This is a genomic window from Metabacillus sp. KJ11-3, assembly GCF_055808295.1.
The window spans coordinates 345,898-362,126 of record NZ_CM147865.1; the positions used below are offsets into that span (position 1 = coordinate 345,898).

Here is a 16,229-nt window from a genome sequence, read left to right on the forward strand (position 1 = left end):
GTCATATCTATGATTAGGAAAATGAAAACAATGATAGGCTTAACATTAATAGCAATAATTCTCGTTTTAAGTGCTTGTGGCAATACAACAAGTAAAGAAACACCATCTGAACCTGTAGCTCAGTGCTAAGGAAAGCCAGGATGTTGTCGTTAACATTGGTGTTCAGGGAAAGACAGGAATCCTGCCTTATGCAAGGGAGAAACAATATTTTGAAAAAGCATTTGAAAAAGTAGGGGTTAAAGTAACTTGGAATGAGTTTGCGAGTGGTCCACCACATTTTGAGGCCCTTGCATCAGGTAGGTTGGATTTTGGGGCTGTGGGAGGTACGCCAGTTATTGCAGGGCAGTCAGGAAATGTTGATTTTAAGGCGATTGCTGTTTCTAGCGATGGAAAGAAAGGTAATTCGATCATTGTACCTAAAGGAAGCACGATTAAGGAGTTAACAGATTTAAAGGGGAAGAAAATTGCTGTAGCAAAAGGGAGTAGTGCATATAATTTCTTATATATGGCTATAGATCGTGCAGGATTAAAGGATAGTGATATTGAGATCATTCAACTTCAACCAGATGAAGCAAGACCAGCTTTAGATAACGGTTCAATTGACGCTTGGTCAATTTGGGAGCCATATGCTACTACCGCTGTATTTCAAACAGATGCAAAAGAATTAGTGACGGGACAAGATTTGAATATTAATGCTCCAAGCTTTTTAATTGCCAGAACAGAGTTTACAGAGAAGCATCCAGATTTAACCGTGTTATTCCTTAAAACATATGACGAAGTTCTACAGCATTTTCTTGAGGATATTGATGGAGTTTCCAAGGAAATAGCAGAGGCGCAGAAGGTTGACGTAGAAATTATTCGGACGGTCTTAGAAAAGTCTGAGCCAATCTTGTCTCCAACAACAGAAGAATTTGCTAAAGCACATCAGGAGCAAGGCAGATTTCCTCTATTCAGTTGGTGGGATTGATCGGGAATTGGATACATCAAAAGTAATTGAAAATAAATTTGTGGATGAAGCGTTAAGGCAATAATAAATAAGACCAAACAGGTTTGTAATGAGTAATCTGTTTGGTCTTTTCATTCAATATAGTTTCTAAAAAAAGTGGAATTATTTCGCAAAAAAGTGATTGCTTTAGTATGAGATACATAATATGATATAAAGTAATTAAATCATATAGGTATACTTGGTATTAAGAAAATAAACGATATGACACTTCAAAAATACATGGACGAAATAGGGCTTTGGAAGACATGCTTCTACGAGTAAGTTTAATGAAGGGAGAGGATTTAGTTGTCTTCGAATAGTAAGGTCGATCAAGAAATAATTGATAAGATTGTTAGTTTATTAGAGAACATTGAGTATGGAACTGTCCAAATTACCGTACATGATTCACAGGTTACACAAATAGAAAAAGGAGAAAAGTATCGGTTTGGATTAAAAAAGAGTAATAAACAATTAAGGACAATTAAAGATGATTTGGAAAGGTAAGAGGACAGGATGAGAATTCCTGTCCTTTTCTTTATCTTCATTTTCAAAAAAATTCTATGTTTGTTTTTTATTTTTTTATTCGATAAAGGTCATCATATCAATTGACTAATTTCTTAAATTCCTATATTATTTTCTAGACCGGTTGTTATAATTTTGAGGTGAGCATCAGATGAAGAAAAAGCAGGACACAAAGGACATAATTTTGCAAAGCGCAACACGCTTATTTCAACGGCAAGGTTATAACGGAACAGGGCTGAATCAAATTATTGAGGAAAGCGGTGCTCCAAAAGGTTCTATTTATTATCATTTTCCAAATGGAAAGGAAGAAATTGCGCTAGAAGCAATTTCTGAGATGAGAAAGCTTGTGTTGGGGGGAGCGGAGAAGGATTTAAATGGTGGAAATTCTGCATCAGAAGCGTTTCAATCTTATATAAATAACATAGCTACTGTCTTTGATAAGAAAGAATGTGTAGAGGGCTTATCAATAGGATTAATTGCTTCAGAAACAGCCTCAACACATGAGAAGCTTCGACATGCGTGTGAAATGGTTTTTAAGGATTGGCAATCATTATATGCTGACATTCTCGAAAAGTATGGATGTGATAAAGAGAGAACTGAAGAATTAGGGATAACGATCGCGGCAATGATAGAAGGGGCATGTATTATGTCAAGCACATATCAAAATGGTGATCCTTTACGAGTGATTGCAAAGCAGGTATCGTGGCTGTTAAAAAATTAAAAGAGAGAGATGTATGTAGGAGGAAACAGAATGGAAATGGGTAATACACAAGTAAAAACAGGGGATGTGGCAGCAAGCGATTTGCGTGTTGTACCGATTATCATCTCATTTGTTGTTGCCGGATTTATCGGCTTGTTTAGTGAAACAGCTCTTAATATGGCGTTAACAAACTTAATTGAAAATTTCGGGATTCATGAAACAACTGCACAGTGGTTAACGACTGGGTATTTACTTACACTTGGAATTTTAGTTCCTGTATCAGGGTTGATTATGCAGTGGTTTACAACTAGACAATTATTTATTACAGCTCTTGTAGCATCGATTATTGGGACATTTATTGCTGCAATTGCCCCAAGCTTTAGTGTGCTAATGATCGCACGTGTAGTGCAGGCAATTGGAACAGCTTTGCTGCTTCCATTGATGTTTAACACGATTCTTATGATTGTACCACCACATAAACGTGGAAGAATTATGGGAATCATTGGTCTTGTTATCATGTTTGCACCTGCGGTTGGACCGACAATTTCAGGACTAATCCTTAAAAGCTTATCATGGCATTGGATTTTCTGGATTTCTTTACCATTATTGATTGGTGCCCTAATATTTGGATGGATCTTTATGCAAAATGTAACGAATCCAACAAAACCTAAAATTGATATCCTTTCAATCGTGTTATCTACACTTGGATTTGGTGGAATCGTATTTGGATTTAGTAGTGCAGGAGAAGGTGGCGGTTGGGGAAGTGCAACTGTGATTGCCTCCATGATTATTGGAGCAGTATCCTTACTGTTTTTCACACTAAGACAATTAAAGATGGAGCAACCGGTTCTTAATTTAAGAGCTTTTAAATATCCGATGTTTACGATTGGACTACTTTTGGTTGTTGTATGTATGATGGTTATTCTATCCTCTATGATTTTACTGCCGCTCTACTTGCAAACATCTTTATCTTTAAGTACATTTGCTGCAGGTCTTCTCCTTTTACCAGGGGGAATTATCAATGGAATTCTTTCGCCGGTAATGGGAGGACTATTTGATAAATTTGGTCCGAAGTGGCTGGTGACAATTGGAATTGTCGTTGTAACTGGAGCGATGTTTGGCTTCTCTACAATTACAATTGAGACTAGTTCGGCTTTCATTATCACCCTTCACATTATCACAATGGTTGGGGTCTCAATGGTCATGATGCCTGCGCAGACAAATGGTTTGAATCAATTACCACGTGAATTATACCCAGACGGAACAGCCATTATGAACACATTACAACAAGTTGCTGGTGCAATTGGAACAGCTGTTGCGATTTCGATTTTATCATCAGGAGCAGAAGGATTTATGAGTACAGTGGAAGATAAAGCAAATCCGCTAAATCCGCTTCTAGCTTTCACAGCAGGTGTTCAAGATGCATTTGTATTTGCGATCATTATGGGGATTGTTGGCCTAGTTATTGCAATATTTATTAAACGGGTCAAAGTAGAACACCCTATGTGATGTCTTTAAGACAGCCTTGCTATGACAGAAGGCTGTTTTTTAATACGATCAATTTGCTTTTAGTTGGAAAGCTTTAGTTAGAATATTTTTGAAGTTATGCTAAAATGCCAATTAGACATATAGAAAAGGACGTGTTCATTGTGACTAGAGAAAACAAAGTAACACTTTATTTTGTTCGCCATGGAGAAACTCAATATAATGTTGAAAGACGTATGCAGGGTTTCTGTGATTCACCACTAACTGAAAAAGGGATTTCACAGGCAAAATCTGTTGGTAAGGGATTAGAGGATATTCCGTTTATTGCCGCTTACTCAAGTGATAGCCAACGTGTTCAGGACACAGCAAAGTATGCGATTGGTGAAAGGAGCATACCATTAATTATAGACAAGAGACTCAAGGAAATGAATTTTGGTGTTTTGGAAGCGTTGCTTGAGGATGAAATTCCGAGCTTATATGGTGATGCACTTGAAAAATTATTTAGTCTTGATGTAAATGCATGTGCCCCTGAAGGAGAAACTTATGCACAGCTTTTTACTAGAACGGAAGAAGCTGTAAAAGAGATCGTCGAAAAACATGCATCAGAGGGTGGAAATATTCTTATTTTTTCACACGGAGTCACGATCGGGAATTACATCATCCAAGTAACAAAAAGCAAGGAATTCCAAGTACATGAAAACTGTAGTGTTTCAGTTGTAAGCTATGGAAATGGTCAATTACAGGTTGAGAAAATTGCAGATACTTCGTATAGAAATGAAGGTAGCAAGCAATTGACATAAGGTGTATACGTATTTTTAGACGCGTGGATTTAAGTCAGGCGTCTATTTTTTTGTAATAACCATCATTCCCGCTCTTTTCCCATAATGCCATAGAAAAAAATATTTGTAATATCCTCAGTAAGGGGGAGGATTTTTTGATAAATATCTTTGCGCTGTATATAGTCCTTAAGCATGTATATATAAAATAACATAGCCTCTTCCGATAACTTCTTATCAATAAATCCTTGTTCTTTTCCTTCTTTAAGTAAAAGTTGAAGATAAGGTACAGCCTTTTCTGCATATATTTTCTCTATATAATTTCCTTCAGTGGAGAATTCCTTCATTAAATACTCATAAAACTCCTCATTAATTGAACTAGCAACTTCTTTCTTGTTAAAAATAAGGGTTTTAATTTTTTCTGGGAATGGTATGTCGCTATGAATAACCTGTTCAAATTGATTGGTTGCTTTATTGACATAGTAGAGAAAGACTTCGTTTACAAGATTGTGCTTGCTTTCAAAATAATTGTATATCGTTACTTGCGAAACATTTGCCTTTTTCGCAATATCTGAAATGGCTACTTTTTGAACCCCAAAGTCCATAAATAATTGCAATGCTGCTTCTAAAATGTTTTGTTTCTTTTGTTCTTTTCGTCGTTGAAACCCGTCCAAATTAATTCACCTCATTCTTAGTTTAATCAAAAATATGAAATATCACAAATGAATGAGTTCAAAATATCTTGAAAACAACTAAGTATTTGTATATTATGAAATATATAAGTTAAAATATTTCAAAACTTATAAAAGGGGGAGAATCATGTCGATCCTTAAAGCAGTTAATGTATCAAAGAAATTCGGAAAATTTACAGCCTTAAATCATGTGGATTTTGAAGTAAATCAAGGGGAAATATATGGGTTTATTGGCCCAAATGGAGCAGGGAAATCGACTACAATACGGATCTTTTTAGGGATTTTAAAAGCATCTGGCGGAGAAGTGAAGATCTTTGGAAAGGACGCGTGGAAGGATGCGGTTGAAATCCATAAGCATTTATCCTATGTGCCTGGTGATGTAAATCTTTGGCCAAACTTAACGGGTGGTGAGGTGATTGATCTGTTCATGAGCTTACGAGGTGTATCGGTGGATAAAAATCGCAGAGATGAATTGATCCAGCGGTTTAATTTAGATCCTACGAAGAAGTGTCGTACCTATTCTAAAGGAAACCGTCAAAAAGTAGCATTAATTGCTGCCTTTTCAACTGATGCTGATCTCTTTATATTAGATGAACCTACATCTGGTCTTGATCCTTTAATGGAAAAGGTGTTTCAAGAATGTGTATTAGAAGCAAAGAGAGATGGAAAAAGTGTGCTTCTTTCAAGTCATATATTATCAGAGGTGGAGAGACTTTGTGATCGTGTAGGGATCATTAGGCGAGGAGAGATTATCGAAACTGGAACATTAGATGAGCTTCGTCACCTTACAAGAACAAATTTAGTTATTCAAACAAAGCAGCCTATTTTAGGGCTTGAAACAATTCAGGGCATTCATGAACTAGCCGGAAATGATCGGGAATTTTCTTTTCAAGTAGATGGAAAGGATCTTGATGAGGTAATCCGTTATATTTCCCGGTTTGGTCTCGATAAATTAGAAAGCACTCCGCCAACATTAGAAGACTTGTTTATGCGTCATTATGATGAAACTTGAGAGCGGGAGGTAGATCTTCATGTGGAAACAGCTTTATAGTGAAACTGGAACAATGACCCGCTTCCTAATAAGAAGGGACCGCATTCGTTTTCCAATCTGGCTTATCGCACTTTCTTTCATCACAATTATCACAGCAACAGCCTTCACAGGTCTTTATAAATCAGATGAAGAAAGACAGGCAATAGCAGAAACGATGAAAAATCCGGCCATGACCGCAATGGTAGGACCGGGGTATGGGCTGGATCATTATACAGAAGGACCGATGATGGCTCATCAAATGTTACTATTTACCGCAATAGTTGTCGCTATCATGAGCATTTTACTTGTGACAAGACATACACGGGCAGATGAAGAAGAAGGACGATTAGAATTAATTCGCTCCCTGCCTGTTGGGCGCCTTTCATCATTAAGTGCAACAATGATTGTATTAATCGTAATGAATAGTTTACTAGCAATTATCATTGGAGTTGGATTATATAGTTTGCGGATCGGTAGTATGGATCTTGAAGGCTCACTATTATATGGAGTAGTTCTCGGGACAATAGGTATTTTCTTCAGTGCTGTTACAGCGTTTTTTGCACAAGTATCATCAAATGCTAGAGGAACAATCGGTCTGTCCTTTACGGTATTAGGTATATCTTATTTAATTCGTGCAATCGGTGATGTGAGCAATGAAACAATCTCTTGGTTTTCACCGTTAGGTTGGGGATTGAAAACCGAAGTATATGTAAACAATTATTGGTGGCCAATCGGGCTAACGATCTTGTTTTCTATTATTCTTATGATCTTAGCATATTATTTAAATACGATTCGTGATGTGGGCGCAGGATTTATTTCATCTAGGCCAGGTCGAAAGCATGCATCACGATTATTGCAAAGTTCGTTTGGTCTAGCATTTAGAATTCAACGGACATCTATTATGACATGGGCGATCGGAATGTTGATTTTAGGTGTTTCTTATGGCTCAGTATTTGGAGATTTAGAATCATTTTTTTCAGGTAATGAGATGGTGAGTCAAATGTTAACACCTGTTGAAGGCTTATCGTTGACAGAACAATTTGTTTCCATGCTAATGTCTGTAATTTCGATGATTAGCACAGTACCTGCTTTAATGGTTCTCTTTAAATTAAAGGGGGAAGAAAAACAAAATCGGGCTGAACATTTATTAACTAGCGCGGTATCCCGGTATAAACTGCTAGGGAGTTACTTATTTCTTTCCATTGTATTAGGATTTGTCATGTTATGTTTTGCGACAATTGGATTATGGGCCGCAGCGGCAAGTGTTATGCAAGATCCTATTTCTTTTAGTTTATTATGTAAAGCAGCGATCGTTTATTTGCCAGCAATATGGATGATGACAGGTTTGGGTGTATTCGTAATTGGTGTGATTCCCCGATTCTCCGGATTTGCATGGTTGTATTTAGGCTATTCCTTCTTCGTTGTTTATTTAGGTGAACTTCTTCAATTTCCGGAATGGATGGGAAATCTCTCACCATTCGGTCATGTTCCGCAGGTTCCTGTAGAGGAAATAAACTATGTTTCTATTACTTTACTAACTTGTATCTCAGTTGCTCTTATGATCATCGGATTTATCGGGTATCGAAAACGGGACATAGAAGGATGAATTGGAGTCCTCTAATAGCCTGGCTGCTATTAGAGGGCTTTTTAATTGGCGGTGGTTGTTTGCCGCTGATATATTCGGCTTTTCGCCGATATATGTTCAATTTCGCTGATATAAATTTCAGATCGCCGATATATCTCTGAAATCGCTGATTAAGAATTATTTAAATTAAATTCGAACCAGAGAAAGGGATATTTATAAAAATAGAGAACTTAATTAGGTGAAAACATCCATTGGAGTGATGCTATGATTGTCAAAGAACGCAGGAAACCTCTTATGATCCTTAAATTGCATGCATTATTAGACAGAATTTCTCCTCATCATCCTGAAATCCCGAAGATAAAAGAAGAACTTAAAAAAAGAGAGGCTGGATATAGGGGAGAAACTTCATTAGATTATCCTTTAAGCTTTTTGGATGAAAAAAATTACCTGATTTTTCACGATTTGCGCCTGAAAGACAATTCGTCCTTCTTTCAAATTGATACACTGCTCCTAACAAAAAGCCATTTTATTATCCTTGAGGTTAAAAATATTTCAGGTACGCTTTATTTTGATCATGATTTTAAGCAACTTATTCAAACCACCCACAATGGAAAAGAGCGTGCTTATTCTTATCCTTTAACACAGTTAAGAAGACAGGAACAGCAGTTAAAGAGATGGCTAGAAAAGCACCGTATCAAGCAAATGCCCATTACCTCTTATGTTGTGGTCAGCAATCCTCAATCAATTATCCGTACTTCAAAAAAAATCCTTCATATTAGTCAACAAGTTATACGTAAGGAAGAACTCCCTGAAAAGCTACTTCAGCTTGAAAAGTCAAAATCATCAATAACACTTAATCCGAAAGAATTGAAAAAAGTATCACGGTCCCTCTTAAAACACCATCTTGAACTAGATCAAAGCATTTTTGAGAAGTTTCAATTAACAAAAAATGATATTCAAAAAGGAGTGATATGCTCTTCATGCAAATATATTGGCATGGAAAGGTATCACGGTTACTGGGGTTGTCCAGTTTGCAAAATGAAAAGTAAACATGCTCATCTACAAGCAATAAATGAATATAGAATGCTATTCAATTCAACAATAACTAATAGTCAATTGCGGGAATTTTTGAATCTCCAATCTGCGGACACGGCAAAAAGATTACTAAAATCAATGAATATACCTTATGTAGGAGAGAATAAAGGACGGAAATATGATCTTACCAAAATAAGGGAATTTTAAATTTGACAAAAACTTTTTAATTCTTTACACAATTAATTCCAACTTTATTGATAGGAATAATGAGTTGTGTTAAAATGAATTATATTTTTTACTTGTATGTGAGCAAAAAATGATGGAAACTAGGAATTATGTAATAATTTGTATAAGTATATTTCTTTGTGAGGTGGATTTTGTTGCAACTTCAGGTAATGAACAGCCCGTTTAATCAGGAGCAAGCTGAGCTCCTTAATCGTCTTCTGCCAACTTTGACAGATTCGCAAAAAGTCTGGTTGAGCGGATATTTAGCTGCTACTCAGTCTGGTTCTGCTAGTGTTCCGGCTGCTCCCGAGGCACCGGTAGCAGGAGCAGTTGCTCAAGCTAATGTAAAGCCGGTATCAAAAGATGTTACAATTCTTTATGGTTCACAAACAGGTAATGCCCAGAGTCTTGCTGAAAAGTCAGGAAAGACACTCGAAGAGCGCGGTTATAAAGTGACTGTATCATCAATGAGTGATTTCAAACCGAATAATTTAAAAAAGGTAGAGAATCTTCTTATTGTGGTCAGTACACATGGAGAGGGAGATCCACCGGATAATGCGTTATCATTCCATGAGTTCCTACATGGAAAACGTGCTCCAAAGCTCGATGATCTTCGCTTCTCGGTGTTATCACTTGGTGATAGCTCATATGAGTTTTTCTGTCAAACAGGAAAAGAATTTGATCAACGTTTAGAAGATCTTGGAGGCACTCGTTTATACCCGCGTATTGACTGTGATCTTGATTTTGATGAGCCTGCTGCAGAATGGATTGAAGGAGTGTATGCAGGATTAAGTGAAGTGCAGTCTGCAAGTGTTGAATCAGCATCTGCTGTTGCTGTAGCACCTGCTGTTGAATCAGCGTATTCCCGTACAAATCCCTTTAAAGCAGAAGTTCTTGAAAACCTTAATTTAAATGGGCGTGGTTCTAATAAAGAAACACGTCATGTAGAGTTATCTCTTGAAGGTTCCGGACTAACTTATGAGCCTGGTGACAGCCTTGGTGTGTATCCGGAGAATGATCCTGCGCTTGTTGAGCTAGTGTTAGAAACAACAAAATGGGATGGAAATCAAGCAGTTACTGTTAATAAAGAAGAGATAACGCTGAAGGAAGCATTAAGCAAAAAACTCGAAATTACTGTTCTGACAAAGCCTTTAATTGAAAAAGCAGCACAGCTTTCTTCAAATGAAGAATTAAAAACTCTTGTTGCTCCGGAAAAAATCAATGAATTAAAAACGTATATCGACGGACGTGATTTAATAGATTTACTTCGTGATTTTGGACCTTGGAATGTTTCGGCACAGGATTTTGTTGCGATTTTACGTAAAATGCCTTCCCGTTTGTACTCTATTTCTAGCAGTCTAGCAGCAAACCCGGAAGAAGTTCATTTAACAATTGGTGCAGTTCGTTATGAAACTCATGGCCGTAAACGAAATGGTGTGGCATCCATTTTAACTGCAGAACGCCTGCAGCCTGGTGATACATTACCGGTCTATATTCAACATAACCAAAACTTTAAGCTTCCGGAAAATCCGGACACACCGATTATCATGGTAGGACCTGGTACAGGTGTGGCACCTTTCCGTTCCTTTATGCAGGAGCGTGAAGAGGTCGGTGCGGAAGGAAAGTCATGGATGTTCTTTGGAGATCAGCATTTTGTGACAGATTTCCTTTACCAGACAGAATGGCAAAAATGGTTAAAAGATGGCGTCCTAACGAAAATGGATGTTGCGTTCTCCCGTGATACAGAAGAAAAAGTTTATGTGCAACATCGTATGAAGGAGCACAGCAAGGAACTATTCGAATGGCTTGAACAAGGTGCGGTTGTTTACATCTGTGGTGATGAAAAGCATATGGCACATGATGTGCATCAGACCCTTATCGATATTATTGAAAAAGAAGGCGGGCTAAGCCGTGAAAAAGCGGAAAGCTACCTTGCCGACATGCAGCAAACGAAACGCTATCAGCGTGATGTATATTGATCTTTGATTGAAAGGAGATTTTAAAAGAACATGGCGAACCAAATATTAAAAGCACCAGAAGGCGCTCCAAGTGATGTTGAACGTATTAAAGAAGAAAGTGACTACTTGCGCGGTACGCTAAAAGAATCCATGCTTGAGCGACTAAGCGCCGGTATCTCTGATGATGATAACCGCCTAATGAAGCACCACGGAAGCTATTTGCAGGATGATCGTGATCTTCGTAATGAACGTCAGAAGCAAAAATTAGAGCCGGCTTATCAATTCATGCTTCGTGTCCGATTACCTGGTGGTGTAGCAACACCTGATCAATGGCTTGTAATGGATGATCTTGCAAATAAATACGGAAATGGAACACTCAAGCTTACAACTCGTATGACATTCCAAATGCATGGTATTCTAAAATGGAATATGAAGCCAACAATTCAAGGCATTCATGCATCCTTAATGGATACGATTGCTGCTTGTGGGGATGTTAACCGTAATGTAATGTGCGTCGCAAACCCTTATCAGTCAACTGTTCATGAAGAAGTGTACCAATGGTCTAAAAAGCTAAGTGATGATTTACTTCCTCGTACAAGAGCTTACCATGAAATATGGCTTGATGAAGAAAGAGTAGCAGGTACACCTGATATTGAAGAAGTTGAGCCAATGTATGGCCCGCTTTATTTACCACGTAAGTTTAAAATCGGGATTGCTGTACCACCGTCAAACGATGTCGATGTATTTTCTCAAGACTTAGGCTTAATCGCAATTGTTGAAAACGACAAGCTTGTTGGTTTTAACGTAGCGATTGGTGGCGGAATGGGGATGTCACATGGTGATAAAGCGACATATCCACAGCTTGCAAAAGTAATCGGCTTCTGTAAACCGGAGCAAATCTATGATGTTGCAGAAAAAGTGATCACCATTCAACGTGATTACGGAAATCGTTCATCTCGTAAAAATGCCCGCTTCAAATATACCGTTGATCGATTAGGATTGGAAAATGTTGTAGAGGAACTTCATAATCGTCTTGGCTGGAGTCTTGATGAAGCAAAACCATTCAACTTTGACCATAACGGTGATCGCTATGGTTGGGTAAAAGGTGTGAAAGGAAAATGGAATTTCACATTATTCATTGAAGGTGGCCGCGTAACAGACTATGAAAACTACAAACTGATGACTGGAATAAGAGAAATCGCGAAAATTCACAAGGGCGATTTCCGTTTAACAGCGAACCAAAACCTAATCATCGGAAATGTATCAACACAGAAAAAGAAGAAAATCGATGAGATTATTGAAAAATATGGTCTAACCGATGGTAAGCATTACTCTGCATTACGCCGCAGCGCACTTGCATGTGTGGCGTTACCAACATGTGGTTTGGCAATGGCAGAAGCAGAACGTTATCTACCAACACTTATCGATAAAATCGATGAAATTGTTGATCAAAACGGTCTTAATGATAAAGAGATAACGATCCGTATGACAGGCTGTCCAAACGGATGTGCACGCCATGCGTTAGGCGAAATCGGATTTATCGGTAAAGCCCCTGGTAAATACAATATGTACTTAGGTGCAGCACATGACGGAACACGTCTAAGCAAAATGTACCGTGAAAATATCGGAGAAGAAGAAATTTTGAAAGAGCTTGGTACAATTCTTCCACGCTACGCAAAAGAACGTAAAGAAAACGAGCACTTTGGTGACTTCGTAATCCGCGCAGGTATTATTAAAGCAACAACAGATGGTACAAATTTTCATGATTGATAACTAAAGCCAAGGAGAAATCCTTGGTTTTTTATTTTATCCAAGGGATAACTTTACCTTAGTTCAATGACTTGCCATGAAGGTAATTTCATGATATATTATCTTTAAATCGAGATATTTTAATTAAGTGTATTTATGAACGTAAAAAAATCATAATAAACAGTATAATCATCATAACGGAGGAATGAAAATGAACCATTTAAAAGGAATACACCATGTAACAGCTATTACCAGTAGTGCAGAAAAAAATTATGAATTTTTCACGTATGTACTAGGGATGCGCTTAGTGAAGAAAACAGTTAATCAGGATGATATTCAGACTTACCATTTATTTTTTGCCGATGATGTAGGCAGCGCAGGAACGGATATGACATTCTTCGATTTTCCTGGTATTCCGAAAGGGGTTCATGGAACGAACGAAATTTCAAAAACATCTTTCCGGGTTCCAACAGATGCTTCACTGGATTATTGGGTTAAACGATTTGACCGTTTAGGAGTTAAGCACACAGGAATTAAAGAACAATTTAGCAAGAAAACACTGTCTTTTGTTGATTTTGATGACCAACACTACCAGTTAATATCTGATGAGCGTAATAAGGGAGTTGCTTCAGGTACACCTTGGCAGAAAGGACCTATTCCATTAGAATACGCTATTACAGGCTTGGGGCCAATCTTTATCAGAATTTCCAATTTTGATCAACTAAAAGAAGTATTAGAAAAAGCTCTTTTGTTTAAGGAAATTGCCCAGGAAGGATCATTCCATTTATTCGAAGTAGGTGAAGGTGGAAATGGAGCGCAGGTTATAGTGGAGCATAATGTCATGCTTCCACAGGGAATTCAAGGCTTTGGTACAGTTCACCACGTAGCCTTCCGTGTAGAGGATCGAAATGTGTTAGAAGAGTGGATTTCCAGAATGGAAAACATAGGATTCCACACATCAGGATATGTAAACAGACATTTCTTTGAATCATTATATGCTAGGGTTGCCCCTCATATTTTATTTGAATTTGCAACAGATGGTCCGGGATTTATGGGGGATGAGCCTTATGAAACATTAGGTGAAAAACTCTCATTGCCACCTTTTCTGGAACCAAAACGTGTACAAATTGAAAAAATGGTTCGCCCGATTGACACAGTAAGAAGTACAAAGGAATTTGTAAAAGAATAATCTTAAGGAAAAATTAAGTTCCATCTCAGCTGCTTTGACGGTATACTTACATTTGTGGGTTTACCGATTAAAGAATGATAGGAGCTTATAAAGATGGATTTTATAACAATCTTAAAAGCTGTTATATTAGGCTTGGTAGAAGGATTAACAGAATTTGCACCAGTTTCTTCAACAGGTCATATGATTATTGTTGATGATATGTGGTTACAATCAGAAGAATTTTTAACAAAATATGTTGCAAATACATTTAAAATTGTTATTCAACTAGGGTCTATACTAGCAGTTGTCGTTGTATTTAAAGACAGATTTATTCAAATGCTGGGATTAAGCAGATTTAGCAAAAAAGTACAAAAAAGGACTACTCAGAATCGACTAAAGCTGTCACAAGTTATTGTCGGGTTAATTCCGGCAGGTGTTTTAGGCGTTTTGTTTGAAGATTATATCGATGAGTATTTATTCTCCATTGAGACCGTGTTAATCGGGTTAGTTGTGGGTGCGCTCTTAATGATTGCTGCTGACCTTTTCGGTCCAAAAGTACCGAAGATTGATACTGTTGACCAAATTACGTACAAGCAGGCATTATCAGTGGGACTTATTCAGTGTCTTTCATTATGGCCGGGGTTTTCACGCTCTGGCTCGACGATTTCAGGTGGTGTGTTATTGGGAATGAGCCACCGTGCAGCAGCTGATTTTACATTTATTATGGCTGTACCGATTATGGCGGGAGCAAGCTTTCTATCTCTTCTTAAAAACTGGCAATACTTCACACTTGATGCCATGCCGTTTTTTATCGCAGGATTTATTAGTGCGTTTGTTTTTGCGTTAATATCCATCCGGTTTTTCTTAAAATTGATTAATAAAATTAAACTAATGCCATTTGCGATCTATCGTATTGTGCTGGTCGTCGTGATTTGGGTATTGTACTTCTAAGCATATTATAAAGAGATGGAGATTAACATAATGTTGATTTTCTTCTCTTTTTTTATTTTTAGTATTTTAAAGATGTATGAAAGCCGATAAGATTAATAAAGATACAAAGAAAACTACTTAAGGAGGTTTATTTTGACTGGTACTATCGAAGTTCAAAAGCTCTCAATCTATGATCATATATTGTTTATTCTAATTACCTTTATTTATTGGTTTTCACTTTATATTTATGTACCGGTATTTGTCTCTTATTTGGATTATTTAGGTGGTACATACACGTTCGTTGGATTTATCGTCGGAAGCTATGGTATTATGCAAATTTTATTACGACTTCCCGTTGGAGTTGTCTCAGATCGCCTGCAAATTCGGAAGCCGTTTGTAATAGCTGGTCTAGTGACAGGAGTGATTAGCTGTCTCGGTTTTGCTTTAACAGAGAGTATAGAGTTTGCTTTGGTTTCAAGGTTTATTTCCGGTATTACAGCATCAATGTGGGTTGCATTTACTGTTCTATATGCGAGCTATTTTAAGCAAGACGACACAACAAGAGCTATGGGGAATGTACAGTTTATTACGGTTGCTTCTCAACTTATTAGCATGGGTTTGAGTGGCTACCTCGTGACTCAATGGGGATGGAAATCTCCATTTTGGATAGGCGGATTTGTTGGAATACTTGGGATCTTGTTAGCGCTTCGAATAAAAGAATCAAAGAAGAAAACAGAGACTAAGAAGATTAAAATGAGTGAACTAAATGAAGTCCTAAGAGAGCCTACTGTCTTAAAAGCAGCAATCTTATCAGCACTTGCTCATGCTGTCCTATTTATTACGATGTTTGGATTTACACCAGATTATGCGCTAAAGATAGGTGCCTCAAAAGATAGCCTTATTTATTTAGTGTTTAGCTTTATGGTTCCTCATGCAATTGCGCCAATTATAACTGGAAGATATTTAGCTGGAAACTTCCGAAAGTGGAAAATATTGGTTGTAGGATTTTGTGGTTCATGTGTGTTTTCAGTTATGATTCCGTTTATAAATAACCTGGAAGTTCTTTATCTTACCCAGGCAGTTAATGGCTTTGCCCAAGGGATGACCATACCATTGTTAATGGGAATGGCGATTCAAACCATTCCGAATAGAAAACGCGCCACTGCGATGGGGTTGTTTCAAGCAGTGTATGCAATCGGTATTTTTCTAGGGCCATTTATCTCAGGATTATTTTCTGAGGAAGGAACATTTCTTCCCGTGTTTTTGACCGCAGGCGCAGCAGGAATAATTGGAATGTTCTTATCACTGACATGGGGATATCAACATTCGCCTCTATCAAAAAAGAAAATAGAGTCGATGTAGGTAAGAAGGAATGATAAACTTTGACAT

The 16,229-nt window shown here is 37.5% G+C and carries 14 protein-coding genes; 13 read left to right on the top strand and 1 reads right to left on the bottom strand.

Translation table 11 applies throughout. The annotated features are described in order from the left end of the window. Window positions 1-181: 181 nt before the first annotated feature. The 5 genes from AC0L8O_RS01845 (at window position 182) to AC0L8O_RS01865 (ending at window position 4,492) form a co-directional block, all read left to right on the top strand. Window positions 182-967 (top strand): aliphatic sulfonate ABC transporter substrate-binding protein, encoded by a 786-nt coding sequence (locus AC0L8O_RS01845; protein WP_473448585.1) that lies wholly within the window; start codon window positions 182-184, stop codon window positions 965-967. 324 nt (window positions 968-1,291) lie between these two features. Further along, window positions 1,292-1,489: a YezD family protein gene (locus AC0L8O_RS01850; protein WP_473446368.1), complete on the top strand. Its 198-nt coding sequence runs from the start codon at window positions 1,292-1,294 to the stop codon at window positions 1,487-1,489. A 169-nt stretch (window positions 1,490-1,658) separates the two neighbouring features. Then, complete coding sequence (locus AC0L8O_RS01855; protein WP_473446369.1) at window positions 1,659-2,228, top strand: TetR/AcrR family transcriptional regulator; 570 nt, start codon at window positions 1,659-1,661, stop codon at window positions 2,226-2,228. A gap of 36 nt (window positions 2,229-2,264) precedes the next feature. Further along, complete coding sequence (locus AC0L8O_RS01860; RefSeq protein ID WP_473448588.1) at window positions 2,265-3,716, top strand: DHA2 family efflux MFS transporter permease subunit; 1,452 nt, start codon at window positions 2,265-2,267, stop codon at window positions 3,714-3,716. A gap of 140 nt (window positions 3,717-3,856) precedes the next feature. Continuing rightward, on the top strand, window positions 3,857-4,492 hold the full coding sequence (locus AC0L8O_RS01865; protein WP_473446370.1) for a histidine phosphatase family protein: 636 nt from the start codon (window positions 3,857-3,859) through the stop codon (window positions 4,490-4,492). A 62-nt stretch (window positions 4,493-4,554) separates the two neighbouring features. Here the strand turns inward: AC0L8O_RS01865 and AC0L8O_RS01870 are convergent, their stop codons facing one another. Beyond that, window positions 4,555-5,142, bottom strand: coding sequence for a TetR/AcrR family transcriptional regulator (locus AC0L8O_RS01870; RefSeq protein ID WP_473446371.1), 588 nt, complete (start codon window positions 5,140-5,142; stop codon window positions 4,555-4,557). 145 nt (window positions 5,143-5,287) lie between these two features. Between AC0L8O_RS01870 and AC0L8O_RS01875 the strand changes: the two genes are divergently transcribed. From AC0L8O_RS01875 to AC0L8O_RS01910, 8 genes are all read left to right on the top strand, one after another. Beyond that, window positions 5,288-6,172, top strand: coding sequence for an ABC transporter ATP-binding protein (locus tag AC0L8O_RS01875; RefSeq protein ID WP_473446372.1), 885 nt, complete (start codon window positions 5,288-5,290; stop codon window positions 6,170-6,172). A gap of 19 nt (window positions 6,173-6,191) precedes the next feature. Continuing rightward, a complete protein-coding gene (locus AC0L8O_RS01880) occupies window positions 6,192-7,796 on the top strand; it encodes an ABC transporter permease (protein ID WP_473446373.1) in 1,605 nt (534 codons plus the stop codon). A gap of 243 nt (window positions 7,797-8,039) precedes the next feature. After that, complete coding sequence (locus tag AC0L8O_RS01885; protein ID WP_473446374.1) at window positions 8,040-9,017, top strand: nuclease-related domain-containing protein; 978 nt, start codon at window positions 8,040-8,042, stop codon at window positions 9,015-9,017. 173 nt (window positions 9,018-9,190) lie between these two features. Continuing rightward, entirely contained in the window at window positions 9,191-11,014 is a 1,824-nt protein-coding gene (locus tag AC0L8O_RS01890) for an assimilatory sulfite reductase (NADPH) flavoprotein subunit (RefSeq protein ID WP_473446375.1), read from the top strand. Between the two features lie 30 nt (window positions 11,015-11,044). Next, entirely contained in the window at window positions 11,045-12,763 is a 1,719-nt protein-coding gene (gene cysI / locus AC0L8O_RS01895) for an assimilatory sulfite reductase (NADPH) hemoprotein subunit (protein WP_226529429.1), read from the top strand. Window positions 12,764-12,953: 190 nt separating this feature from the next. Continuing rightward, window positions 12,954-13,931 (top strand): ring-cleaving dioxygenase, encoded by a 978-nt coding sequence (locus AC0L8O_RS01900; RefSeq protein WP_473446376.1) that lies wholly within the window; start codon window positions 12,954-12,956, stop codon window positions 13,929-13,931. Between the two features lie 93 nt (window positions 13,932-14,024). Next, a complete protein-coding gene (locus AC0L8O_RS01905; RefSeq protein WP_473446377.1) occupies window positions 14,025-14,861 on the top strand; it encodes an undecaprenyl-diphosphate phosphatase in 837 nt (278 codons plus the stop codon). Between the two features lie 132 nt (window positions 14,862-14,993). After that, window positions 14,994-16,202, top strand: coding sequence for an MFS transporter (locus AC0L8O_RS01910; RefSeq protein WP_473446378.1), 1,209 nt, complete (start codon window positions 14,994-14,996; stop codon window positions 16,200-16,202). Window positions 16,203-16,229: the final 27 nt, after the last annotated feature.

Bases quoted from the DNA above. Each gene is read 5' to 3' on its own strand.
- AC0L8O_RS01900 (WP_473446376.1), top strand. From the start codon at position 12,954: ATGAACCATTTAAAAGGAATACACCATGTAACAGCTATTACCAGTAGT.
- AC0L8O_RS01905 (WP_473446377.1), top strand. From the start codon at position 14,025: ATGGATTTTATAACAATCTTAAAAGCTGTTATATTAGGCTTGGTAGAA.
- AC0L8O_RS01855 (WP_473446369.1), top strand. From the start codon at position 1,659: ATGAAGAAAAAGCAGGACACAAAGGACATAATTTTGCAAAGCGCAACA.
- AC0L8O_RS01875 (WP_473446372.1), top strand. From the start codon at position 5,288: ATGTCGATCCTTAAAGCAGTTAATGTATCAAAGAAATTCGGAAAATTT.
- cysI (WP_226529429.1), top strand. From the start codon at position 11,045: ATGGCGAACCAAATATTAAAAGCACCAGAAGGCGCTCCAAGTGATGTT.
- AC0L8O_RS01885 (WP_473446374.1), top strand. From the start codon at position 8,040: ATGATTGTCAAAGAACGCAGGAAACCTCTTATGATCCTTAAATTGCAT.
- AC0L8O_RS01860 (WP_473448588.1), top strand. From the start codon at position 2,265: ATGGGTAATACACAAGTAAAAACAGGGGATGTGGCAGCAAGCGATTTG.
- AC0L8O_RS01880 (WP_473446373.1), top strand. From the start codon at position 6,192: ATGTGGAAACAGCTTTATAGTGAAACTGGAACAATGACCCGCTTCCTA.